This is a genomic window from Paracoccus tibetensis (assembly GCF_900102505.1).
GTDB lineage: Bacteria > Pseudomonadota > Alphaproteobacteria > Rhodobacterales > Rhodobacteraceae > Paracoccus > Paracoccus tibetensis.
Map to the genome: position 1 here is coordinate 38,671 of NZ_FMVT01000015.1, position 22,661 is coordinate 61,331.

At 69.5% G+C, this 22,661-nt stretch carries 21 protein-coding genes and 1 other RNA gene; 10 read left to right on the forward strand and 12 right to left on the reverse strand.

Annotated features, from left to right (window positions below; all coding sequences use genetic code 11):
* The first annotated feature begins 73 nt into the window (after positions 1-73).
* The 6 genes from BLP73_RS16830 (at position 74) to BLP73_RS16850 (ending at position 5,565) form a co-directional block, all read left to right on the forward strand.
* Positions 74-1,144, forward strand: coding sequence for a hypothetical protein (locus BLP73_RS16830; RefSeq protein WP_139166008.1), 1,071 nt, complete (start codon positions 74-76; stop codon positions 1,142-1,144).
* Positions 1,144-2,001, forward strand: a complete 858-nt coding sequence (locus BLP73_RS16835) for a hypothetical protein (RefSeq protein ID WP_090747496.1) — start codon at positions 1,144-1,146, stop codon at positions 1,999-2,001. Before BLP73_RS16830 ends, BLP73_RS16835 begins: the two co-directional genes overlap by 1 nt.
* A gap of 73 nt (positions 2,002-2,074) precedes the next feature.
* Positions 2,075-2,242, forward strand: a complete 168-nt coding sequence (locus BLP73_RS19500) for a hypothetical protein (RefSeq protein ID WP_175453407.1) — start codon at positions 2,075-2,077, stop codon at positions 2,240-2,242.
* 45 nt (positions 2,243-2,287) lie between these two features.
* Positions 2,288-2,974, forward strand: coding sequence for a M48 family metallopeptidase (locus BLP73_RS16840; protein ID WP_090747498.1), 687 nt, complete (start codon positions 2,288-2,290; stop codon positions 2,972-2,974).
* A gap of 72 nt (positions 2,975-3,046) precedes the next feature.
* A complete protein-coding gene (locus BLP73_RS16845) occupies positions 3,047-4,234 on the forward strand; it encodes an alpha/beta hydrolase family protein (RefSeq protein WP_090747501.1) in 1,188 nt (395 codons plus the stop codon).
* Positions 4,231-5,565, forward strand: coding sequence for a cytochrome P450 (locus BLP73_RS16850; RefSeq protein ID WP_090747504.1), 1,335 nt, complete (start codon positions 4,231-4,233; stop codon positions 5,563-5,565). Before BLP73_RS16845 ends, BLP73_RS16850 begins: the two co-directional genes overlap by 4 nt.
* Here BLP73_RS16850 and BLP73_RS16855 read toward each other — a convergent pair.
* The 11 genes from BLP73_RS16855 to BLP73_RS16905 all read right to left on the reverse strand — a co-directional run bounded on the left by BLP73_RS16855 (position 5,562) and on the right by BLP73_RS16905 (position 18,527).
* Positions 5,562-6,662 (reverse strand): ABC transporter ATP-binding protein, encoded by a 1,101-nt coding sequence (locus BLP73_RS16855; protein WP_090747540.1) that lies wholly within the window; start codon positions 6,660-6,662, stop codon positions 5,562-5,564. The two genes, BLP73_RS16850 and BLP73_RS16855, sit on opposite strands and share 4 nt — an antisense overlap.
* 14 nt (positions 6,663-6,676) lie before the next feature.
* Positions 6,677-7,504 (reverse strand): ABC transporter permease, encoded by an 828-nt coding sequence (locus BLP73_RS16860; protein WP_245686727.1) that lies wholly within the window; start codon positions 7,502-7,504, stop codon positions 6,677-6,679.
* On the reverse strand, positions 7,501-8,373 hold the full coding sequence (locus tag BLP73_RS16865; RefSeq protein WP_090747509.1) for an ABC transporter permease: 873 nt from the start codon (positions 8,371-8,373) through the stop codon (positions 7,501-7,503). Before BLP73_RS16865 ends, BLP73_RS16860 begins: the two co-directional genes overlap by 4 nt.
* Positions 8,374-8,473: 100 nt before the next feature.
* Positions 8,474-9,244, reverse strand: a complete 771-nt coding sequence (locus BLP73_RS16870; RefSeq protein WP_090747512.1) for a squalene/phytoene synthase family protein — start codon at positions 9,242-9,244, stop codon at positions 8,474-8,476.
* Positions 9,241-10,650 carry a cysteine--tRNA ligase gene (gene cysS, locus BLP73_RS16875; RefSeq protein ID WP_090747543.1) on the reverse strand — a complete coding sequence of 470 codons (1,410 nt, stop codon included), beginning with the start codon at positions 10,648-10,650 and terminating at the stop codon, positions 9,241-9,243. The genes BLP73_RS16870 and cysS overlap by 4 nt, the downstream gene beginning before the upstream one ends.
* Before the next feature lie 31 nt (positions 10,651-10,681).
* On the reverse strand, positions 10,682-11,899 hold the full coding sequence (locus tag BLP73_RS16880) for a glycosyltransferase (protein WP_090747515.1): 1,218 nt from the start codon (positions 11,897-11,899) through the stop codon (positions 10,682-10,684).
* Positions 11,896-13,548, reverse strand: coding sequence for an ABC transporter ATP-binding protein (locus BLP73_RS16885; RefSeq protein WP_090747546.1), 1,653 nt, complete (start codon positions 13,546-13,548; stop codon positions 11,896-11,898). The genes BLP73_RS16880 and BLP73_RS16885 overlap by 4 nt, the downstream gene beginning before the upstream one ends.
* Before the next feature lie 98 nt (positions 13,549-13,646).
* The gene (locus BLP73_RS16890) at positions 13,647-14,750 is read right to left on the reverse strand and encodes an ABC transporter permease (protein WP_090747518.1); all 1,104 of its coding nucleotides are present in this window, start codon (positions 14,748-14,750) and stop codon (positions 13,647-13,649) included.
* Complete coding sequence (locus BLP73_RS16895) at positions 14,750-15,826, reverse strand: microcin C ABC transporter permease YejB (protein WP_090747519.1); 1,077 nt, start codon at positions 15,824-15,826, stop codon at positions 14,750-14,752. Before BLP73_RS16895 ends, BLP73_RS16890 begins: the two co-directional genes overlap by 1 nt.
* Positions 15,827-15,919: 93 nt before the next feature.
* Positions 15,920-17,809 (reverse strand): extracellular solute-binding protein, encoded by a 1,890-nt coding sequence (locus tag BLP73_RS16900; protein ID WP_090747522.1) that lies wholly within the window; start codon positions 17,807-17,809, stop codon positions 15,920-15,922.
* A 190-nt stretch (positions 17,810-17,999) separates the two neighbouring features.
* Entirely contained in the window at positions 18,000-18,527 is a 528-nt protein-coding gene (locus tag BLP73_RS16905) for a c-type cytochrome (protein WP_090747525.1), read from the reverse strand.
* Positions 18,528-18,638: 111 nt separating this feature from the next.
* Between BLP73_RS16905 and BLP73_RS16910 the strand changes: the two genes are divergently transcribed.
* Entirely contained in the window at positions 18,639-19,493 is an 855-nt protein-coding gene (locus BLP73_RS16910) for a prephenate dehydratase (protein WP_090747528.1), read from the forward strand.
* A 2-nt stretch (positions 19,494-19,495) separates the two neighbouring features.
* Here the strand turns inward: BLP73_RS16910 and BLP73_RS16915 are convergent, their stop codons facing one another.
* Positions 19,496-19,954 carry an SRPBCC family protein gene (locus tag BLP73_RS16915; RefSeq protein WP_090747531.1) on the reverse strand — a complete coding sequence of 153 codons (459 nt, stop codon included), beginning with the start codon at positions 19,952-19,954 and terminating at the stop codon, positions 19,496-19,498.
* Between the two features lie 226 nt (positions 19,955-20,180).
* On the opposite strand from BLP73_RS16915, the gene BLP73_RS16920 reads away from it, so the two are divergent.
* The 3 genes from BLP73_RS16920 (at position 20,181) to BLP73_RS16930 (ending at position 22,569) form a co-directional block, all read left to right on the forward strand.
* On the forward strand, positions 20,181-22,079 hold the full coding sequence (locus tag BLP73_RS16920; RefSeq protein ID WP_090747534.1) for a bifunctional 2',3'-cyclic-nucleotide 2'-phosphodiesterase/3'-nucleotidase: 1,899 nt from the start codon (positions 20,181-20,183) through the stop codon (positions 22,077-22,079).
* A 63-nt stretch (positions 22,080-22,142) separates the two neighbouring features.
* Positions 22,143-22,239: signal recognition particle sRNA small type (gene ffs / locus BLP73_RS16925), an RNA gene on the forward strand.
* Positions 22,240-22,338: 99 nt separating this feature from the next.
* A complete protein-coding gene (locus BLP73_RS16930) occupies positions 22,339-22,569 on the forward strand; it encodes a DUF6538 domain-containing protein (protein ID WP_217630716.1) in 231 nt (76 codons plus the stop codon).
* Positions 22,570-22,661 lie beyond the last annotated feature (92 nt).

Genomic DNA, 22,661 nt, shown 5'->3' on the forward strand with positions numbered 1-22,661 from the left:
TGCAATCCGAAGTAGTGTCCCTCAACGCGGGAAGCAGCCGCGACGGGACAGTCGGCCAGATGGGGAAATCGACATGGCTTCAGGAATGAACGTGGCCGTCATCTGTGCCGCCAATCCCAGCAATTCCGGGATGTACTCGGTCGATCTAGCCGCGCGGCAGTTCTTCCAGAGCCGCGGCATCCCCTTCCAGCTGTTCGTCACGCAGATCAAGGGCCGCCAGGTCAAGCGGATGGGCGAACTGGAATTCCACCTGCTCAAGAGCCTGCAGAAGGCGCGCGGCTTCAGCCATATCGTCTACTGGGGCGACTTCCTGAACAATCCAGAATACGGACGGACGGATTTCGCGGCGCGGGACATCATGTTCCAGACCAGTCCCGATCTGGAGGCGGCAAAGGCGCGTTGGCTCGAGCTTTTCGCCCCGGACAAGGACGAGCGGCCGCTGCTCTCGATTGGCAACAACTTCCAGCACGACGCGCTGGACCCCGACCCGCTGTTCGCCGAGGCGACGGACCGCATCCAGCGCAACTTCCGCATCATCCTGCCCCGCGACGCCCTGTCGGTGAGCAACCTCTCGCGCAGCTTCCGCGCGGCGAACCTGCACAAGATCCAGCCGGGCATGGACTGCGCCTTCCTGCTGAAGGGCGAGCCTGCCGAGGAACGCGGGCCGTTCTTCAGCTATTACTTCGGCCGTTCGGGCTTCAAGGACCAGAAGCGCCTCGTCCGGCGGCTGGAGGAGGTGACGGGGCTGCAGGGCCGCGAGGTCTCTCGCTGGTTGCGGCTGGAGAAGGAGGGTCTGCACGGCCACTTCCAGGACCGCCGGCAGCAGCTGGCCTGCTCGCAGTTCGTGGTCACCGACGTCTATCACCTCTCGGTCAACACGCTGAACATGCGCACGCCGGTCCTGTGCCTCGGACGCCCGAGCCAGGCGCAGCAGGGAACGCTCGGCGACATGAAGAAGCGGTTCCTCTTCCAGATGCTTGGCCTCGGCGAGTTCTACGTCGAGAGCCAGCGCGCCAATTATGTCGACATCCACGCCTTCCTGGAACGCATCGCCGATCCGCGCGATTTTGACGAGCGGCTGGCGATCAAGGACGCGCTCACGTTGCGCTTCCAGCGCGACATCGAGACGGCGCTGGCGGCCTGATGGCCGCCGAGGCCGCCGCATGCCTGATCCGCTGCACCCGGATCGGCGCGCCGGAGCTGCGGCTTCACCGGCAGCTCGCCGCCGCGTTCGCGCGCGTCGTCTTCCTGCCTAACATGGACAGCCCGCCGCACGGCCTGCCGAGCGTGCCGGTCACCGCGGGCGCGCTATCCGCGCTCGGCTTCGGCAACCTGCCCTCTGACTGGGGCTGGTTCTGCGGGGACTTCTGCCTCTATCTGGCGCGCGCCGCCATGCCCGAGGTGCCGGGCTTCCTGCTGATCGAGAGCGATGTCTATCTCGGGGCGCCCGCGCTCCGGCGCCTGAGCGACCTCGTTGCGGACCGGCGCGATCACGCGATGGCGGCGCAACTGGGGCTGCGGGACAAGGCCCGCTATTCGAAGGGACTTGCGGCGCTCGGCGGCGAGCCGCGCGCCGGCTGCATCTTCCCCATCGTCCACGCGCCCGCGGCCCTCATCGACGACATGGCCGAGCTGCGCCGGCGCAGCCTCTCGTCCGGACGCGGCCGGCCCATCAACGACGAGGCGGTGCTCGCCGGCGCGGCGATGATGCACGGGCATCCGATGCTTGCGCTCGACCAGGAGGCGCCGGAGCTGTTAGGCCCGGCCACCTTCTCCACCAACCCGCCGCATCTTCTGGACGCGCTGCTGCGCGCGCAGCCGCCCGAGGCTCACCACCCTGCCCTGCCGCTGGAGGTGGTGCTGGCGCGGATCGCCGATCCGGCGCGCAACTACGGCGCCCACCGCCTGCGCCGGGTGCTGGCCGAGGCGGATGAGGGCGAGCGGACGGCGCTTCGGGACGCGCTCGACGCTGCCGCAGGCGCCCGGCCTGCGTCGTCGTGACCGGCGGCGCGGGTTGCGGCCATGCGCCGGGCCGGTCTATCCGTTGCCCGACGCAAGCAGGAAAGTGCCGCACATGATCGTTCTCATCGCAGCCCTGATCGGGGCAATCCTCGGCTGGCAGCGCGCGGCGCGGCTTGGCGGCAACCGCAAGGACCGCCTGCAATACGCGATCGTCTTCGCGCTCATGCTCGCCGTGGCGGGGCTCTTCGTGACGATCTTCGTGCATCGCGCGGCCGCATAGTCGCAGGCTCTGGCGGGCCGGCCCCGCGCCGCCCATATTCGGGTCATGCTGAAACTCACGCCGATCATCCTGCTGATCCTCTATGTCGCGGCCATGTGGTTCTTCTCGGCCTGGCGGCTGAAGCAGGAGCTGAACCAGAAGTCGTCGCCGCTGCGCCACCCGCGGCTGACCCCGATGCTCGAGCGGCTGGCCCGCGCGATGGACCTGCCGGCGGTCGAGGCGCATGTCTACGAGGTCGAGCCGGTGAACGGCCTCGCCGCCCCGGACGGGCGCATCTTCCTGACCCGCGGCTTCATCCGCAAGCTGGACGCCTGCGAGGTCACGGCCGAGGAGATGGCCAGCGTCATCGCCCATGAGCTGGGCCATGTCAGCCTCGGCCATTCGCGCCGGCGCATGATCGATTTTGCCGGGCAGAACGCGATCCGGCTGGCGCTGGCCGGGGTGCTGGGCCGCTTCCTGCCGGGCATCGGCGCCTGGATCGCGAACCTCATCGCCACCGCCGTCGCCGCGCGCCTGTCGCGCCAGGACGAGTTCGAGGCCGACCGCTTCGCCAGCGCGCTGATGATCAAGGCGGGACTCGGGACCGATCCGCAGAAGGCGCTGTTCCGCAAGCTCGAGCGGCTGACCGGCGCCAGCGGACCCGGGGCGCCGGCCTGGTTCCTCTCGCATCCGCCGGTGCAGCAGCGCATCGCGGCCATCGAGGCGCTGGAGACGCGCTGGCAGCGGCAATAGCGCGGTCCTGCAACCGCAGGGGGTTGTGAGGGCCGCCATTCCCCCTATGCTGCGGGCGAGAACGAGGCCCGCATGACCGCTCCCTTCCGCCGCCGCGTGCTGTATCTGCCGGGCTTCGATCCCATTCCGCCGCGCCGCTACCGCGAGCTCTACCGCCGCGAGGGGGCCGAGCAGGCGCGCCTGTCCGGCTACGAGCTGGCGCTGCAGCCGGCTCCGCCCGACCCAGCCCGCGGCTTTGCCTGGGACGTCCGCACGCGGATCGCGGCGCAGCCGGCCGAGGCGCGGATCGAGGTGCTGGTCTGGTCCGACATTGTGCAGGCGCAGATGCAGCGGGGCATCGCGGGGACCTATCTGCAACTGGCCCGCACCGTCTGGACCTATGCCGCGACCGGCACGCTCTGGCGGCTGGCGCGGCTGCGGCGGGGGCCGCTGATCGCTGCGCTCTACCCGGTGGCGGTGCTTCTGTGCCAGCTGCTGCTGGCCGCGCTGGCGGCGGCGGCGGTCGGCTACGGGGCGGCGGGTCTCGGCCTCTGGCTGGCGCTGCCGCTGGCACTCGCGGCGGGCTGGAGCGTTCTCGCGCTCGGGCGGCGGCTCGACCATCGGCTCTTCGCCTATTACCTGCTGCACGACTACGCCTTCACCGCGGCCCATGGCGGCGCCTACCCGCCCGCGCTGGAGGCCCGGCTGGCCGAGTTCCGCGCCACGCTGCAAGCGGCGCTGGCCGAGGAGCCAGACGAGGTGCTGGTCGTCGGCCATTCCTCGGGCGCCTATCTGGCGGTGTCGCTTGTCGCAGACCTGATCCGCGCGGGGCGGCGCAAGGGCGGCCCGGACCTGTCGCTCATGACGATCGGGCAGGTCGTGCCGATGGCCTCGTTCCTGCCGAAGGCGCGGCGGCTGCGGGCCGACCTGGCGCTGGTCGCGCGCGTGCCGGACCTGTTCTGGCTGGATGTCAGCGCGCCCGGCGACGCCTGCTGCTTCGCCCTTTGCGATCCGGTCGCCGTTTCGGGCGTCGGCGGGCCGGACCAGCGCTGGCCGCTGGTCATCTCGGCCGCCTACCGCCAGAGCCTCTCGCCCGAGAAGCAGCGCCAGATGCGCCACCGCTGGTTCCGCCGGCACTTCCAGTATCTCTGCGCCTTCGACCGGCCCGGCGATTACGACTATTTCGCCGTCACCGCCGGGCCGAAGACGCTGGCGCAGCGCTTCGCGGGGCGCAAGCAATCGCCCGGGCGGATCACCCGGCCCGCGCTGGCACGGCCATGAGGGCGCCCCGCCCGGACGGCGCCGAGGGCCGCGGCACGCTGCTGCGCCTCATCCGGGGCTTTCGCCGCGACCTGCTGACCGCCCTGCCCGAGCGGCTCTACCGCGCCTGGATGGCCGAGTTCCGCAGCCCGCTGATCCACAGCTTCTTCTGCAACGACCCCGTGCTGGTGCGCCTGATCCTGCAGGAGCGGCCGCAGGATTTCCCCAAATCCAGCCGCATGCGCGAGGGGCTGGCGCCCCTGCTGGGCGAGGGTGTCTTCATCTCGAACGGCGCGACCTGGGCGCGCCAGCGCCGGATCATCGACCCGGCCTTCGAGGGCGGCCGCGTCCGCCACGCCTACCCCGCGATCCTCGACGCCGCCCGCGCGGCCGTGGCCCGCCTGCCGGCAGGTGAGGTCGACATCGAGCCGCACGCCGCCCATGCCGCGGCCGACGTGATCTTCCGCAGCCTCTTTTCGCTGCCCGTCGAGCATGCCATCGCCGCCGAGGTTTTCACCGCCTTCCGCCAGCATCAGGAGGCGCAGCCGCTGGTGAACCTTGCCGGCCTCATCCCCCTGCCCCGCTGGCTGCCGCGACCGCATTCGCGCCGCACGCGCGAGACGGCGGGGCGCATCCGCGGCCTGATCGCCCGGCTGGTGGCGGCGCGGGTCGAGGCCATCGCGGCGGGCAGCGCGCCGGACGATCTGGCGACGAAGATCATGACGACTCCCGACCCCGAGACCGGCGCCTGTTTCAGCCGCGCCGAGATGATCGACCAGGTGGCGGTGCTATTTCTCGCCGGGCACGAAACCAGCGCCTCGGTCCTGGCTTGGGCGCTCTGGCTGCTGGCCGCCCACCCGGACTGGCAGGAGAAGGTGGCCGCCGAGGGTGCGCGGCTGAAGGGGGATTTCGCCTGCGTCGCCGATCTCCGCGCCAGCCGCGCCGTCTTCCGCGAGGCGCTGCGGCTCTACCCCGCCGTCGCCATGTTCGCGCGCGAGGCGAGCCGTCCCGAGACGTTCCGCGGCCGCCGCGTTCCGAAGGGCGCCCATTTGACCATCTCGCCCTGGCACCTGCACCGCCACCAGCGGCTCTGGGACCGGCCCGACGAGTTCGATCCCGCGCGGTGGGACACGCCTGAAGGCAAGGCCAGCGCCCGCGCGGCCTATCTGCCCTTCTCTGCCGGCCCCCGCGGCTGCCCCGGCGCGGCGCTTGCCATGGTCGAAGGCGTTGTCATGCTGGCCGCCATCGCCGGCGCGCACCGACTGGAGATCACGGCACGCGCGCCGCGCCCGGTGGCCCGGCTGACCATCCGCGCCGCCGACGGGATCTGGCTACGCCTGAGCCCGCGCTAGCGGAAGAGGACCAGCGAGCCCGGCGACCAGGCGAGGCGGGTGCGGGTGCCGACCTCCTGCACGTCGCGGCCGAAGACGTTGCGCATCGAGATGCGCACCGGCCGCGCCACCCCGTCCAGCCGCGCCGCCCCATCGAGGCGCAGGTCGTAATAGGTCATGTCGCCGTAGTAGACGACCTCGTCGATCGTCGCGTTCGTCTCGCGCGGCTGCGTGTGGGTGCCCGAGGGGCCGAGCAGCGTCATCGTCTCGGGGCGAAAGCCGATCATCGGGCCGCTGTCGGCGGCATTCGCGCGGCTGATCTGGCCGGGCGCAAGCTGCACCTCGCCAAGGCCCGCCACATCGACCAGCGCGCCCTCCGGCCCTTCGGACAGGATGCGCGCCGGCAGGAAGTTCATCACGCCGATGAAGTCCGCGACGCGGCGGCTGGCGGGGCGGGCGTAAAGCGCCTCGGGGCTGTCCATCTGCGCGATCTCGCCCTCGAACATCACTGCGATGCGGTCGGACATGACCAGCGCCTCTTCCTGGTCATGCGTGACCAGAACGAAGGTGATGCCGACCTGGCGCTGCAGCTTGATCAGCTCGACCTGCATCTGCTCGCGCATCTTGCGGTCCAACGCCGAGAGCGGCTCGTCCAAGAGCAGCACCTTCGGCTTCAGGATCAGCGCGCGGGCCAGCGCGACCCGCTGGCGCTGCCCGCCCGAGAGGGCATGGGCGGCACGGGCGCCGTAGCCCTTGAGGCCGACCATCGCCAGCGCCTCCTCGACCGCCGCCGTCTTCTCGGCCTTGGGACGCGGGTCGCGGCGCAGGCCGAAGGCGACGTTCTCGGCCACGGTCAGGTGCGGAAAGATCGCGTAGGACTGGAAGACCATGTTGGTCGGCCGCTTGTTGGCCGGCACGTCGCCCATGTCGCGCCCGTCGATCAGCACGACCCCGTCCGAGATGTCCTCGAACCCCGCGATGGTCCGCAGAAGCGTGGTCTTGCCGCAGCCGGACGGCCCTAGCAGCGAGAAGAACTCGCCCGCGCGGATGGTCAGGTCGATGCCGCGCAGCGCGTGGTAGTCGCCGTAATACTTGTCCACGCCCTTGCATTCGATCATCGGCTTCACGTCGGTCACATCAACCCTCCGGTGGGCGAGCCCCCGATGCGGGCGTTGCCCCGGCGGCGGAAATATTCGCCGAGCGCCAGAAGGACGATCGACAGGATGACCAGCACCGTCCCGAGGGCCATGATGACCGGGATCGCGCGCGGAAAGCGCAGCTGGCTGAAGATGTAGGTCGGCAGCGTCGGCTCGTTGCCGGCCAGGAAGAAGGCGATGATGAACTCGTCGAGGCTGATCGTGAAGCTGATCAGCAGGCTCGAGATGATGCCCGGCATCACGAGGGGCAGCGTCACCAGCCGGAAGGCGCCCCATTTCGTCTCGCCAAGGTCATAGGCCGCCTCCTCGAGGCTGCGGTCCAGCGAGGAGAAGGCGGTGGAGAGGACCGCGATCGCATAGGGCATGCAGATCAGCGTGTGCCCGACGATCACCGTCAGGATCGACAGCTGCACGCCCGTACCCAGAAGGACGACCAGCAGCGACATGGCGACGATGATCTCGGGCAGGACCATCGGCAGCAGGATGAAGCCCATGATGCCGCCGCGGCCCGGAAACTCGAACCGGGTCGAGGCGCGGGCGGCGAAGATCCCGAGGCAGGTCGCGAGGATCGAGGCCGAGACCGCGATGGTCAGCGAGTTCATCAGCGCCCGCCGCAGCGTCGCGTTGCCCCACATCTGCGCGAACCATTCGGTGGTGAAGCCCTGCAGCGGGAAGGCGATGACGGTGCCCGAATTGAAGGCGAAGAGCGGCAGCAGGATGATCGGCGCGTAGAGGAACAGAAGGTAGAAGAGCGTATAGAGCTGCAGGCCCCGCCCCTGACTTCTCATGGCGGGGGGTTTCATCGGCGCACCTTCAGGAAGCGGCGGTTCAGGGCCAGGAAGATCACGCTGACCAGTGCCACGATCACCATCGTCGTCACCGCCAGCGCCGATCCGAGGGGGCGGTTGTCCAGCGCCAGCATGTTCACCTGGATCATGTTGGCGATCATCGGAAAGCGTCCGCCGCCGATCACCTCGGGCGTGACATAGTCGCCGATGGTCGGGATGAAGACGATCAGCGTCGCCGCGATGACGCCCGGCATGGCCAGCGGCAGCGTCACCCGCCAGAAGGTCATCGCCCGACTCTCGCCCAGATCGCGCCCGGCCTCCAGCAGCGAGCGGTCGATCTTCTCCAGCGCGATGAAGATCGGCAGGATCGCGAAGGGCGCATAGGCATGGGCCAGCGTGATGACGATGGAGTTCACGTTGTAGAGGATGAAGGTCAGCGGCTCGTCGATGATCCCGAGGCCGGTCAGCGTTGTGTTGACCACGCCGTTGAACCCGAGGATCACCTTCCACAGGAAGACCCGGATCAGGTAGCTGGTCCAGAAGGGGATGGTGATCAGGAACAGCCACATCGCCTTCTTCTCGGGCCGGACGTGGAAGCTGACGTAATAGGCGACGGGAAAGGCCAGCAGCACCGTCACCAGCGTCACCACCGCCGCCACGATGAGCGAGCGGGTCATCACCACGCGCACGATGGGATCGGTGAAGACCTGGACGTAGTTGTCCAGCGTCGGCTCGCGGATGATCTCGAGATAGCCGTCGGTCAGGAAGCTGGTCGCGAGGATGGTCAGCAGGGGCGCGGCCAGCACCAGAAGCGCATAGAAGAAGGGCGGCGAGATGAGGCCAAGGCCCGCCCGCGCCTCTGCGTCCAACCTGCGTTTCGCCATCGCCCGTCCCTGCTTCGCGTTGGGCCATTCCTTCCACAGGAGCCGCGTCAGGAAAAGCGTTTTTGCACGCGCCGCCGCGACGGCACAGGGCCTGCCGCCCTCAGCGCCACCAGCGCCCGGTCAGCGCCAGCCGTGCCAGCGAGCCGCGCCGCTGGAAGGCGGAAAGCTGCGGCACCTCGGTGAAGGGATCGATCCGCCCGGCGATGATCTCGGAGAACAGCCGCGGCACGCGCGGGCCGGGATAGAGGGCCGCCGCCGCCGTCTTCGGCACCTTGCGGTGCAGCCGCGCCGCCAGCCGCAGCCCGTCGCGGCCGATCTCGGCCAGTTCCCGCGCCGCCTCGGGCGAGGGTTGGGCGAGGCCGAGCCGCATCCCCTGAAGCTGCGGCAGCGCCCGGAGCCAGGCGGCCAGTCCCGCGCCCCGCGCCTGCGCCATGACGATCTCGCGATGCCCCTCGGCCGCGCCGCAGCGCCTTGCGGCCTGCCACATCAGCTGGCCTGCGGTGGCGTCGACATAGGCCACGGCCTCGGCGACATCCGCGAACGGCTCGCGCGCGCAGTCCCGCCGCCGCGCCTCGGCCAGAGGCTCCAGCGCGCCCGCGTCCTGCCCCCAGGCCTCCCAGAGCGGGGTCAGCACGTCATGCAGCGGCGGGGCCTTGCCCTGCCCCATCTCGGTCAGCCGGTCCACCCACCATTGCAGCCGCATCTCGGCCAGCATCGGCTCGTTCGACTGGAACGGCGCCCGCGCGATCTCGAGGTTCAGCGCATAGAGCGTCAGCAGCGCCGGCCGGTCCTGCGGCCGCGCCACCAGCACCGCGCCGAAACGGTCGGGGTCGTGCTGACGCAGCGCCTCGGTGCAGGCCTCCAGCGTCATGCCCCCTGCGCCTCGGCCAGCCGCGCCAGGGCGTGCGCGTCGAAGCCCGCCGCCAGCGCCCATTCGGGGCCCGCCGCCGTGTCCTTCACCTCGACGCCGGCCGCCGCGAAGCCGTCGCGGATCGCATCCGCGCGGGCGAAGTCCCGCGCCTTGCGCGCATCCGCCCGCGCCGCCAGCAGCGCCTCGACCAGCCGCGCCGTGTCGTCGCCCGCCACGGCCCAGTCCCCCATCCCCGGCAGCAGCAGCCCCAGCATCCGGGCCGAGGCGGCCAGCCCCGCCGCATCCCCCCGGGCCGCCAGTTCGTGCAGCGCCGCGATTGCGCCCGCTGTGTTGAGGTCATCCGCTAGCGCGGCAATGACGGCGGGCGCCGGGCTTGGCGCGGGCTCGATGCCCGCGACGAGGCCGTGCCACCGCCGAAGCACCGCTTCGGCCTCATGCGCCTTCGCCTCGGTCCAGTCCATCGGCCGCCGGTAATGCGTCGACAGCATCACGAAGCGGATCACCTCGCCCGGCACCCCGCGGTCCAGGAGGTCGCGCACGGTGAAGAAGTTGCCCAGGGACTTGGACATCTTCCTGCCCTCGACCTGCAGCATCTCGTTGTGCAGCCAGACATTGGCAAAGCCCGCCCCGGGATGAGCGCAGCAGCTTTGCGCGATCTCGTTCTCGTGGTGGGGGAATTGCAGGTCGATCCCGCCGCCATGGATGTCGAAATGCGGCCCCAGCAGCGCCGCTGACATGGCCGAGCACTCGATATGCCAGCCCGGCCGCCCCCGGCCCCATGGGCTCTCCCAGCCCGGCAGATCGTCGTCCGAGGGCTTCCAGAGGACGAAATCCATCGGATCGCGCTTGAAGGGCGCCACCTCGACCCGCGCGCCCGCGATCATGTCGTCGACCGAGCGGCCCGACAGCTTGCCGTATTCCGGGAAGGAGCGGACATCGAAGAGGACGTGCCCCTCGGCGGCATAGGCGTGGCCGCGCGCGATCAACTCGCGCGTCATCTCGATCATCTGCGCGATATAGGCCGTCGCCCGCGGCTCGTGATTGGGGCGCAGGTTGCCGAGCGCATCCATGTCCGCGTGATACCAGGCGATGGTCTCGTCCGTCCGATCGGCGATCAGCGCCTCCAGCGGCGCCTCCGCGCCGGCCGCCCGGCGGCGCTGCGCCTCGGCGTTGATCTTGTCGTCAACGTCGGTGAAGTTGCGGACATAGGTCACGGCATCTGTGCCATAGACGTGATGCAGCAGCCGCACGAGCACGTCGAAGACCAGCACGGGCCGGGCGTTGCCCAGATGGGCGCGGTCATAGACGGTGGGTCCGCACAGATACAGCCGCACATTGCCGGGATCGATCGGCGTGAAGACCTCCTTGGTCCTCGTGCGGGTGTTCGTCAGGCGGATCTCGACCATCATGGCCCCCCTTGCTTGAAGTCCCAAGGGTCTAGCGCATCCCCGCGACGCGTTCCACCCAGGCAATCTGCCGCTGGAGGCAGTCCTTCAGCGCATAGCCGTCCAGAATGGTCTGCCGCGCCGCCGCCTTCAGCCGCGCCGCCTCGGCATTGCCTTCAAGCCCGCGGACCAGCGCGGCGGCCAGCGCATCGCGGTCGAAGAACGGCACCAGCCGGCCGTTCACCCCGTCCGTCACCAGCTCGCGCACCGGCTCGGAGTCCGAGGCGACGATGTAGGTGCCTGCCGCCATCGCCTCGGTCAGCGACCAGCTGAGAACGAAGGGGTAGGTCAGGTAGCAATGCACGCGCGCGATCTGCAGCAGCGACAGGTAATCGTCATAAGGCACGCGGCCGAGGAAATGCACGCGAGACAGGTCCAGACCCGGCAGTTCGGCCAGCATCTTCGCCTTCCAGCTGCCCCCCTCGCGCGGCGGGCCGCCATAGCTCACACCGTCGCCGCCCACGATCACCACCTGCGCCTCGGGCCGCGCCGCCAGCACCGCCGGCAACGCACGCATGAAGACGTGAAAGCCGCGATAGGGCTCGAGCGAGCGCGAGACGTAGCTGAGCACCTCGTCCGCTGCCGTCAGCACCCGCCCGTCCGGCAGCGTCAGGCGCGCGGCCGCGTCCGGCGCCACGCGGTCGGTGTCGATGCCGTCATGGATCACGGTGATCTTGCCCTGCAACTCTGCCGGGAAGCTGCCCGCCTGATAGTGCGTCGGCGCGATGGCGGCGTCCGCCTGGACCATCGCCTGGACCAGATGGGCGCTGCGGGCGACGGTGAGGAAGCGCCCCTCGTCCGTGCCCGCGCTCACCTCGGGGTCAAAGCCGACGTCCTGGCCGCGGGTGCGGTACATCAGCTCGGCATAGAGCAGCAGCTTCGCCTCGGGCCATATCTCGGTCAGCAGCAGCGTCTCGCCCCAGCCCGGATGGCCGATGATAAGGTCGGGCGCGAAGCCGTGCCGATCCCGCAGTGCTCGCGCGCCCCGCGCCGCCACCAGCGCCCGCTCGGCATGTTCGGCATAGGCGCGGCCCAGAAGGCCATTGACCGCGGGCGGCACCGGGGACTTGTAGCGCACCACCGGCACCGGGCTGGCGCGGCCGTTCCTCTCGTCCGTCAGAGCCAGCACCTCGTGGCCCCGCGCGGCCAGCGCCGGCGCGAGATGGGGGAACTGGCCGGGAAAGTTCTGGTGGACGAAGAGGATCCTCATCCGGCGGCCGGCACGGCGTCCGGAAAGGCGGCGCGGAGGAGCGCGCGGGTGTAGTCCTCGCGCGGCGCCGCGAAGATCTCGGCCGCGCTGCCCTGCTCGACCACGTCGCCGGCGCGCATGACCATGATGTGATGCGACATCGCGCGCACCACCCGGAGGTCGTGGCTGATGAAGAGGAACGCCAGTCCGTGCTTGCGCTGGAGCTCACGCAGCAGCGCCACGATCTGCACCTGCACGGTCATGTCGAGCGCGCTAGTCGGCTCGTCCAGCACCACGACCTTGGGGCGCAGGATCATGGCACGGGCGATCGCGATGCGCTGGCGCTGCCCGCCCGAGAACTCGTGCGGGTAGCGGTGCATCATGGCGGGATCGAGCCCGACCTCGGCCATGATCTCGGCCACCATCTGGCGCGGGTCGCGGCCCTTCTGGACGCCGTGCACGCCCAGTCCCTCGGCTATGATCTGCTCGACCGTCATGCGCGGGCTGAGGCTGCCGAAAGGGTCCTGGAAGACGATCTGCATGTCGCGGCGCAGGCGGCGCAGCTGACCGCCGCCCCAAGCCGAGATGTCCTGCCCCATGAAGAGGATCGGCCCCTCGCTCTCGATCAGGCGCATGATGGCAAGGGCGAGCGTGGTCTTGCCGCTGCCCGACTCGCCGACGATGCCGAGCGTCTCGCCCGCGCGCAGGCGCAGCGTGGCGTCGTTCACCGCCTTCACATGGCCGACGGTGCGGCGAAGCAGGCCGCGCTTGATCGGGAACCAGACCTTGAGGCCCTTCGTCTCGACCAGCACCGGCGCGGTCTCGGCGAGGGGTTCGGCGAGGCCGGTCGGCTCGGCCTCCAGCAGCTTGCGGGTGTAGGGGTGCCGCGGGCGGGCGAAGATGTCCTCGACCGGCCCCTGCTCGACGATCAGCCCGTCCTTCATCACGCAGACCCGGTCCGCGATGCGCCGCACGATGCCCAGATCGTGGCTGATGAACAGCATCGACAGGCCCTCGGCGGCCTTCAGCTCGGCCAGCAGGTCGAGGATCTGCGCCTGGATCGTGACGTCCAGCGCGGTGGTGGGCTCGTCGGCGATCAGCAGCTCGGGTCCGTTCGCCAAGGCCATCGCGATCATCACCCGCTGGCGCTGCCCGCCCGAGAGCTGGTGCGGGTAGTCGGCCAGCCGCGTCTCGGGGTCGCGGATGCCGACCCGGGTCAGCAGCTCGATGATCCGCGCGCGCGCCTTGGCCCCCGTCAGGTTCTGGTGCAGCGCGAGGCTCTCGGACAGCTGCTTTTCCAGCGTGTGCAGCGGGTTCAGCGAGGTCATCGGCTCTTGGAAGATGAAGCTGATGTCGTTTCCCCGGATGTCGCGCAGGGTGCGCTCGGGCGTGCCGACCATCTCGCGGCCGCCGTACTTTACCGAGCCTTCGACCACGGCCGAGGCGCCCAGAAGCTGCACGGTCGAGAGCGCGGTGATCGACTTGCCCGAGCCGCTCTCGCCGACCAGCGCCACCGTCTCGCCCTTGCGGATATGGAAGCTGACGCCCTTGACCGCAGGGAGCGTCTGGCCCTCGGACCGAAAGCCGATGCGCAGGTCATGGACCGCCAGCACCGCATCCGCGGGCGCCGGAGGCGCCGGGATGGGCGCCGCCACGCCGTTGCCGGGCATCTCGGCGCCGTGGCTATCGGCCGCTGCGGCGGGCGCGGCGGTGGTCAACAGGCTCGCCGGCTCGCGTCCCGGCGGCAGGCTGGGATCGTCGGGACGGCTCATTTGAAGGTCTTTCGGGGATCGAACGCGTCGCGGATGCCCTCGAAGATGAAGACCAGAAGCGACAGCATGATGGCGAAGGTGAAGAACGAGGTGAACGCGAGCCACGGCGCCTGCAGGTTCTGCGTCGCCTGCCGCGCCATCTCACCGAGCGAGGCGGACCCGGCGGGCAGACCGTAGCCGAGGTAATCCAGCGCCGCGAGGCCGCTGATCGTGCCGGTGACGACGAAGGGCAGCATGGTCAGCGTGGCGACCATCGCGTTCGGCAGGATATGGCGGAACATGATCTTGCGGTCGCTGACCCCAAGTGCGCGGGCGGCGCGGACATATTCGAAGTTGCGCGCGCGTAGGAACTCGGCCCGGACCACGCCGACCAGCGCGGGCCAGCCGAAGAGGATGGTCACGAAGACCAGCAGCCAGAAACTTCGCCCGAGGATCGCGAAGAGGATGATGATGACGTAAAGGCCGGGCGTCGAGGCCCAGATCTCCAGCAGCCGCTGGAAGACGAGGTCGGTCTTGCCGCCGAAATAGCCCTGGATCGCCCCGGCCGAGATGCCGATGGTCGAGGCCACCACCGTCACGATCAGGGTGAACAGGATCGAGGTGCGGAAGCCGTAGATCACCCGCGCCAGCACGTCCCGCGCGGTGTCGTCGGTGCCCAGCAGGTGGTTGCCGTCCGGCGCCGAGGGCGCCGTGCCGACATTGTTGATCGTGCGGTAGTGATAGGGGATCGGCGGCCAGATCATCCAGCCCTGCTCGGCCTTCGGCACGTCCGTCGATTGCGAGCGGACGGCGGCCATGAAGCCCTCGGGGTCGTCCCAGCAATCCTCGCGCCCGCCCGAGACGATGAGGCACTGCACCTCGGCCTCGCGATAGACGGCCTCGGTGCCGAAATCGCCGCCGAAGGTCGTCTCGGGGTAGAAGTTGTAGGCAGGCCAGTAAAGCTCGCCCTGATAGCGCACGACGATGGGTTTGTCGTTGGCCACGATCTCGGCGAACATGGCGGTGACGAAAAGGACCGCGAAGATCACCAGCGACCAGAAGGCGCGGCCGTTGCGGCGGAAGTTGCGCCAGCGGCGGCGGTTCAGCTCGGACATGGCCATCAGCCCGCCCTCTTCTCGAAGTCGATGCGCGGATCGACGAAGACATACATGAGGTCGGACAGGATGCCGACAACGAGACTCATCAGCCCGAAGACGTAGAGCGTGCCGAAGATCACCGGGTAGTCACGCTGCACCGCCGCCTCGAAGCCGAGGCGGCCGAGGCCGTCGAGCGAGAAGATCGTCTCGATCAGGATCGACGAGCCGAAGAACACGCCGAGGAACATGGCCGGAAAGCCCGCGATCACGATGAGCATGGCGTTGCGGAAGACATGGCCGTAGAGGACGCGCCGCTCGGTCAGGCCCTTGGCGCGGGCGGTCATCACGTATTGCTTGTTGATCTCGTCAAGGAAGCTGTTCTTGGTCAGCAGGGTCAGCGTCGCGAAGCTGCTGATCGTGACGGCCAGCACCGGCAGCGTCGCGTGCCAGGCGTAGTCCACGATCTTGCCCCAGAGGCTCAGCTGGTCGAAATTGTCGCTGGTCAGCCCCCGCAGCGGGAAGATCTGCCAGTAGCTGCCGCCCGCGAACAGCACCATCAGGATGACCGCGAAGAGGAAGGCGGGCACCGCATAGGCCATGATGATGACGCCCGAGGTCCAGGTGTCGAAGCGCGTGCCGTCCCGCACCGCCTTGCGGATGCCGAGCGGGATCGAGATGAGATAGGCGATGATCGTGGACCACAGGCCGAGCGTGATCGAGACCGGCATCTTCTCCAGCACCAGGTCCACCACGCTGATCGAGCGGAACCAGGACCGGCCGAAATCGAAGGTCAGGTAGTTGCCGATCATAACGAAGAACCGCTCGACCGGGGGGCGGTCGAAGCCGAACTCGCGCTCGAGTTGGGCGATGAACTCGGGCGGCAGGCCGCGCGCGCCCTCGTAGCCCGAGAGGGCCTGCTGGCCCGCCTCCGCGCCGCCGCCGGTGATGTTGCGGAAGACGTCGCCCTCGCCGTGGATCTGGGCGGCGATCTGCTCGATCGGGCCGCCCGGCACGAATTGCGTCAGCGTGAAGTTGATCAGCATGATCCCGAACAGCGTCGGGATGATCAGCAGAATCCGCCGCAGGATATACGCGCCCATCAGCCTCTGCCCTTCCCCAAGCCGTGACCCTTCCGCCGGGCCCTCTGATTGTCCTGCCTTGTCGGCAATCGGAAGCGGAAAATCAAGCGCCGCTCAGCGCCGCAGCGCGCCGGCCTCGCGCAGGGCCTGCGCCTTCTCGGCGTCGAACCACCAGAAGTCCATCTCGCCCAGGGCGTAGGGCGGCAGCGTCTCGGGCCGGCCGTAGATGTCGAAATAGGCGACCAGGTGGTTCGGGTTGTACCATTGCGGCACCCAGAAATGCATCGCGCGCAGGGCGCGGTCCAGCGCATGGACCCGCGTCTCCAGCTCGTCCTGCGTGTCCGCCGCCTCGACCTGCGCGATCAGCGCGTCGATCGCCCGGTTCTCGACCCCGGCCGAGTTGAACGCGTCCCCGACATTGGCCGAGCCGAAAAACTGCTGCAGCGAAGGGCCGGGGATCTCGTCCTGACCCAGATGGTCGCTGGTCATGTCGAAGTCGAACGAGCGGCGGCGGGTTTCCGCCTCGGCATTGTCCACGCGCAGGTTCTGGGCGCTGACGCCGAGGGCGCGCAGGTTCTCGACGAAGGGGTTGATGACGCGGTCGAAGGTCTGGCTGTCGTTCAGGATCTCGACGCGCAGCACCGTCCCCTCGGCGTTGCGGCGGATGCCGTCGCTGCCGACCGGCCAGCCGGCCTCGTCCAGAAGCGCGGCGGCGCGGCGCAGGTTGCCCCGGTCCATCTGCCGCTCGCCGCTGACGGGCGCGGTGACGGCGTCCGCGGTCAGGATGCCCTCGGGCAGGTCGGCGGCATGCGGCTCGAGCAGGGCGCGCTCGGCCTCGGTCGGCGGGCCGCTGGCCTCGAGGGCGCTGTTCTCCCAGAAGCTGTCGACGCGCTCGTATAGCCCGTAGAAGAGCGAGGCGTTTGACCATTCGAAGTTGAACATCAGCCCGATGGCCTCGCGCACGCGGATGTCCTGGAACTGCGGCCGGCGCAGGTTCAGCACCCAGGCCTGTCCCGAGGCGACGGTTCCGTCCGGCAGCGTCTCCTGGCGCACCCAGCCCCGGCCCATGGCGGGAAAGTCGTAGCCGGTCGCCCAGATCAGGCTGCTGACCTCGCGGCGAAACGTGTACTCGCCCGCCTTGAAGGCCTCGAACGCGGCGCCGTAATCGGCAAAGTATTCATAGCGCAGCGTGTCGAAGTTGAAGCGCCCGCGGTTGATCGGCAGGTCCGCGCCCCAGTAGTCCGGGTTGCGCCGGTAGCGGACCGAGCGGTTGGGATCGGCGCGGTCGAAGACATAGGGACCCGAGCCGATGAAGGCGGCCTGCATCGGCTGCTCGAGGTCGCGCTCGTTCGCCTCGAAATCGGCGCGGCTGAAGACCGGCAGCCCGCCCACGGACTGGATCACGTCGCGGCGCGGGGACTCGGGGACGAAGGTGAAGCGGATGCGGTGATCGTCCAGCACCTCGGCCCCCGCGACCTTCTGGGCGATCACGTTGCGGAAGCTGGAGAGGCCGCGGTCGCGGAGCGTCTCGTAGCTGAAGAGGACGTCCTCAGCCGTCAGCGGCGTGCCGTCGCTGAAGCGGGCCTCGGGGCGCAGGTGGAAGATGACCCAATCGCGGCTCTCGGGATACTCGATCCGCTCGCAGAGAAGGCAATAGGCCGCGCCCACCTCGTCGGCGGTGCCGGTCAGGATCGACTCCAGCATGATCGAGGACAGGGCGGCGGCGCGGCCGCGGAAGGTGAAGGGGTTGAAGTTGTCGAAACCCATCGCGTTCGGGATGGCCTGCGACATCTCGCCCCCCTTCGGCGCGTCGGGATTCACATAGGGCAGATGCGCGAAATCCGCCGGCAGCGCCGGCTCGCCGAAGACCCCGATGCCGTGCGAGACGATGATCCCCTCTTGCGTGCCGGCCCCCTCGGCGGCCGCTGGCGACTCCTGCGCGGCGGCAGGCGTGGCGGCGGCGGCGGCGGCCGCCAGAATGGCGGCAAGGGCGGTGGATCGCATGGCAGCTCCTCGTCAGGCCCGAAGGCAGATGATGCACGAGGCTAGGCCAGCAGCGCCCCGCCCATCAAGCCGCGTTTTCGTGAGCGGCGGCGCCGCGACACGGGGCCGCAAGCCGCGCGGCGGGCGCTCAAAGAAAAAGCCCCGGCGTATGCCGGGGCCGTGCCTCTTCGGTGCGGGAGGACCCGCGCGATCAGGGGTTCTGCTCGAGGAAGGCGATCAGGCTGGCGCGGGCCTGGTCGTCGCGGATGCCGGCGAAGCTCATGGCGGTGCCGGGCATGTAGCCGCGCGGGTTCTCGATGAAGGCGAACAGGTTCTCGGGCGTCCAGACGCCCGGCATGTCGAGCGCGGCCGAGGAATAGCTGAAGCCCGCGACCGAGGCCTTGTCGCGGTTCACGACGCCGTTCAGGTGCGGGCCGACGCCGTCATTGCCGTTCAGCTGGTGGCAGGAGCGGCACTTGGCCCATTCCCGCTCGCCCTGCGCGAGATCGGCCGAGGCCAGCAGCACCTCGAAGTCCACTTCCTCGACCTCGGCGGCGTCGGCACCCTCGCTTTCCGGCACGGGGATGGTGTAGGCCTGCGTGATCTCGTGCTCGCCATCGCCGTGACCCGAGGGGCCGACATGGTACAGCTCGCTCGCGCCCCAATTCGCCAGCATCAGGAACAGCAGCGCGCCGATGAAGGCGCCGGCTGCCTTGGTCAGGGTCATGGTGTTGAACATCGCGTGCGGTCCCCGCCTTGGTAAGCTCGTCAATTCGCGCTGTATCTATCCGCTTTCGCTTCAGAGGATCAAGGTGTAGTTCTCCCGGCACAGCCAGAATTCGGACGCGCCATGACCACCAATCGCATCGCCTTCCAGGGAGAGCCGGGGGCCTACAGCCACGAGGCCTGTCGCAGCGCGCGCCCCGACTTGGATCCTTTGCCCTGCCGCACCTTCGAGGACGTCATCGAGGCGGTCCGCTCGGGCGAGGCGGAACTGGCGATGTTGCCGGTTGAGAACTCGACCTATGGGCGTGTCGCCGACATCCACCATTTGCTGCCAGAATCCGGCCTGCACATCATCGACGAGGCCTTCGTCCGCGTCCATATCAGCCTGCTCGCCCTGCCCGGCACGCGCCTTGAGGACGTTCGCGAGGCGATGAGCCACACGGTGCTTCTGGGCCAGTGCCGCGGCTTCCTGCGCCGCCACGGCATCCGCCCCGTCACCGGCGCCGACACCGCGGGATCGGCCCGCGAGGTCGCCGGGCGCGGCAATCCGTCGCTGGCCGCCCTGGCCGCGCCGCTGGCCGGAGAGATCTACGGCCTCGAGCGTCTTGCCGACGAGATCGAGGACCGGCAGAACAACACCACGCGCTTCCTGATCATGTCGCGCCAGCCCGACGCGGCGCGCCGGGCCGAGCGGATGATGACGACCTTCGTCTTCCGGGTCCGCAACATTCCCGCCGCGCTCTACAAGGCGATGGGCGGCTTTGCCACGAACGGCGTCAACATGACCAAGCTGGAAAGCTACATGGTGGACGGCGTCTTCACCGCCACGCAGTTCTACGCCGATGTCGAGGGCCATCCCGAGGACGCGAATGTGCGCCGGGCGCTTGACGAGCTGTCCTACTTCACCTCGTCCCTGACGATCCTCGGCACCTACCCCGCCGCCCCGCTGCGCGAGAACCAGCGCCACGCGGCGGAATAGCCTCAGCGGTTCAGGCTGCCCATCTGGGCGATGAAGTCGGCGACGCGGCGCGCGTAGCGCCGGTCCAGCTGCGACTTGCCCAGCTTCGCGGTCTGAAGCATCAGCCGCGCCTTCATGCTGCGCGGGCGGATCTCGGTCTCGAAGATCAGGCGCGACTTCGTCCGGCTGAGGGCGACCACGGTGGCGTTGACCGACAGCTCCAGCGCGTCCGATCGCCCGGCCAGCGCGACATGTTCGGGGCGATCGAAGCGCACGACCGTCAGGCGCATGTTGCGTGGCTTGCCCCGCCAGTCGAAGCCGATGTGCCAGCCCATCGTGATGCCGGTCTCCTCGGCGGGATCGATGCGCGTGACGCTGGCCCCGCGGCCGACCATCAGCCGCTCGAGAGCGTCGAAATCGCTCAGGGACCTGAACAGCTCTTCTGCCGGCTTGTCCGCATCAACCCGCGTCGAAAACTTCATCTGCCAGCCGTCCGCCCGTCGTTCGAAAACGCGCCACAAGGGGGCGCCCCGCCCTGCTGATAGTCCAGTCCCCTCCCCTGTTCAACACATGCCGGAGGTTGAGACGCCCCGCTGGCAATCACCGGCCGCAACGCGCTGACACGGCGCGCCCATCAATCACCGGTTGTGAAGCGAGAAGGCAGCGGTTAACCATCGGAAAATGACATGCAGATGAGGCCGCATTGCGATGACCAGCCTGGCGGACGCGGCTTTCCTGCCCGAGACAGGCAACCCGGAGGGCGCCGACGATCCGGACCCGGCACAGGCGCGCTACGGCCTGCGCATCCTCGCCACCTCCGACCTGCACATGCAGCTCCTCGCCTATGACTACCTGACGCTCAGCGGCGCGGGCGCGGGCGGGCTGGCGCGGGCGGCCTCGCTGATCCGCCGCCGTCAGGCCGAGGTGCCGGCGAGCCTTCTGCTGGACAACGGCGATTTCCTGCAGGGCACGCCGGTCGGCGATCACGCCGCCACCTGCGGCGAGGCGCGCTGCGCCTCGGACCATCCCGCCATCGCCGCGATGAACGCGCTCGGCTATGACGCCGCCGCGCTCGGCAACCACGACTTCAACTTCGGGCTGCGCTTTCTGCGCCGCACGGTGGCAGCGGCCGACTTCCCCGTGCTGGCCGCCAATTTGTCGGTGCGGCACGGCACGGCCTTCGCGCCCTACACGCTTCTGACCCGGCGGCTCTGCGACGGCAGCGGAGGCCGGCGCGAGGTCCGCATCGGCGTCGTCGGCTTCCTGCCGCCGCAGACGGCGGAATGGGACCGCGACCTGACGCCCGAGATCGCCTGCGAGGACATCCTCGACTGCGCCCGCCGCGTGCTGCCGCAGATGCGCGCGGCGGGGGCCGAGCTGATCGTCGCCCTCGCCCATAGCGGCATCGGAGAACTGGCGGGCCAGCCGCGCATGGAACATGCCGCGACGGCGCTTGCCGCCCTGCCCGGGATCGACGTCGTGATCGCGGGCCACACGCACCAGGTCTTTCCGCACCCGGCCTTTCCGGCCTCTGCCGGGGTCGATCCGCTGGCGGGCCGGCTGGCGGGAAAGCCCGCCGCCATGCCGGGCGTCGGCGGCTCGCATCTGGCGGTCATCGACCTGACATTGGGCGTTGCGGGTGGTCGCCTGACGGTCGCCGGCGCGGAGGTCCGCTGCGAGCCCGTCGCGGCCGATCTGCCTGAGCTGGCCGCGGTCACGCGCCCTGTCGCGCCCGCCCACAAGGCGACGCTGCGGCACCTGAAGGCCCGCGTCGGGCGCAGCCTCGGCCCGATCGGCAGCCATTTCTCGGTCATCGGGCAGGATGCGGGGCTGCGGCTGGTCGCGCAGGCGCAGCGCTGGCACGTGCGGCGCCATCTGCGCGGCACGCGCTGGCAGGACCTGCCGATCCTGTCGGCAGCCGCGCCCTTCCGCTCGGGCGGGCGCGCCGGGCCGGGCAACTACACCCACATCCCGGCCGGCAGCCTCCAGCTGCGCCACATGGCCGATCTTTACGCCTTCCCCAACCGCATCGCCGCGGTCTGCCTGACCGGGACCCAGCTGCGCGACTGGCTGGAGCGCTCGGCCAGCATGTTCCGCCAGCTGCATCCCGGCTGCCGCGACGTGCCGCTGCTGGACCCCGCCTTCCCCGCCTACAACTTCGACATCGTGGACACGGTCAGCTGGCAGATCGACCTCTCCTGCCCGCCCCGCTTCACGCCTGCGGGCGCGCTTGCCGATCCGTCGGCCGGGCGGGTGCGCGGCCTCAGCCATCGCGGGCGGCCGGTGGCCCCGGACGACCGCTTCATCCTTGCCACGAACACCTACCGGCTGGCCAGCTGCGGCCTCTTCGCGCCGCTGGTGGCCGAGAACGAGATCGCGTTCGCCGGCGGCCCGCTGACGCGGGACATCCTGCGCCGCTACGTGCGCCGCCGCCGGAGGATCGCGCCGGACCATCGCCTGCACTGGCAGTTCCTCGCCCCGCCCGGCAGCACGGCCCTTTTCCCGACCTCGCCCGCGGCAACCGAGGCGCTGCCCGTGCCGGGCGTGGCGCTGGAGCCGGCAGGCGAGACCGAGGACGGCTTCGCGCTGATGCGCCTGACCTTCTGAACGTCTGCGGGAAGCCTCGGCGAGGGGTTGCATCCCGCCCAAGCGCAGCCTATGTCTCGCCGCGAGAGGTTGGCGCGGGCAGGCGTCTCGCCAACTCGGTCAGGTCCGGAAGGAAGCAGCCGTAACGAGCCCCGCTTGGGTCGTTGTCCAGCCTCTCACCGCTTCTCCCTCTAAGCCTCTGAAGTCGCAGAAAGTCCTTGCTTTGCAGGGGCTTTGGTCGTTCTGATGTTACAAGTTGCGTTACAAAATGGACCTCAGCATGGCCGGCGCCACCCGCTACTTACTGAATAGAGACGGCAGGTTCTTCGCCCGTCTGGTCGTGCCCAAAGCCCTTCGCGCCATCGTCGGAAAGTCTGAACTGCGCACTCCCCTTGGTCCCGACCGTCGTAGCGCCTTGAAGCACTTGCCCGGCGCCGTAGCTGTCCTTCAACATGAGCTTGCCCAAGCGGAACGAAAGTCGGTGGAGGCCGGAGAGGTAAAGGTGGTTTGAACAGCCCCGATTTTCTTAGACGCCTTCACGTCTCATCATCTGCCGTCGCTCGAACTCCGCAGGCGACAGCATTCCGTTTCTCGCGTGCTTGC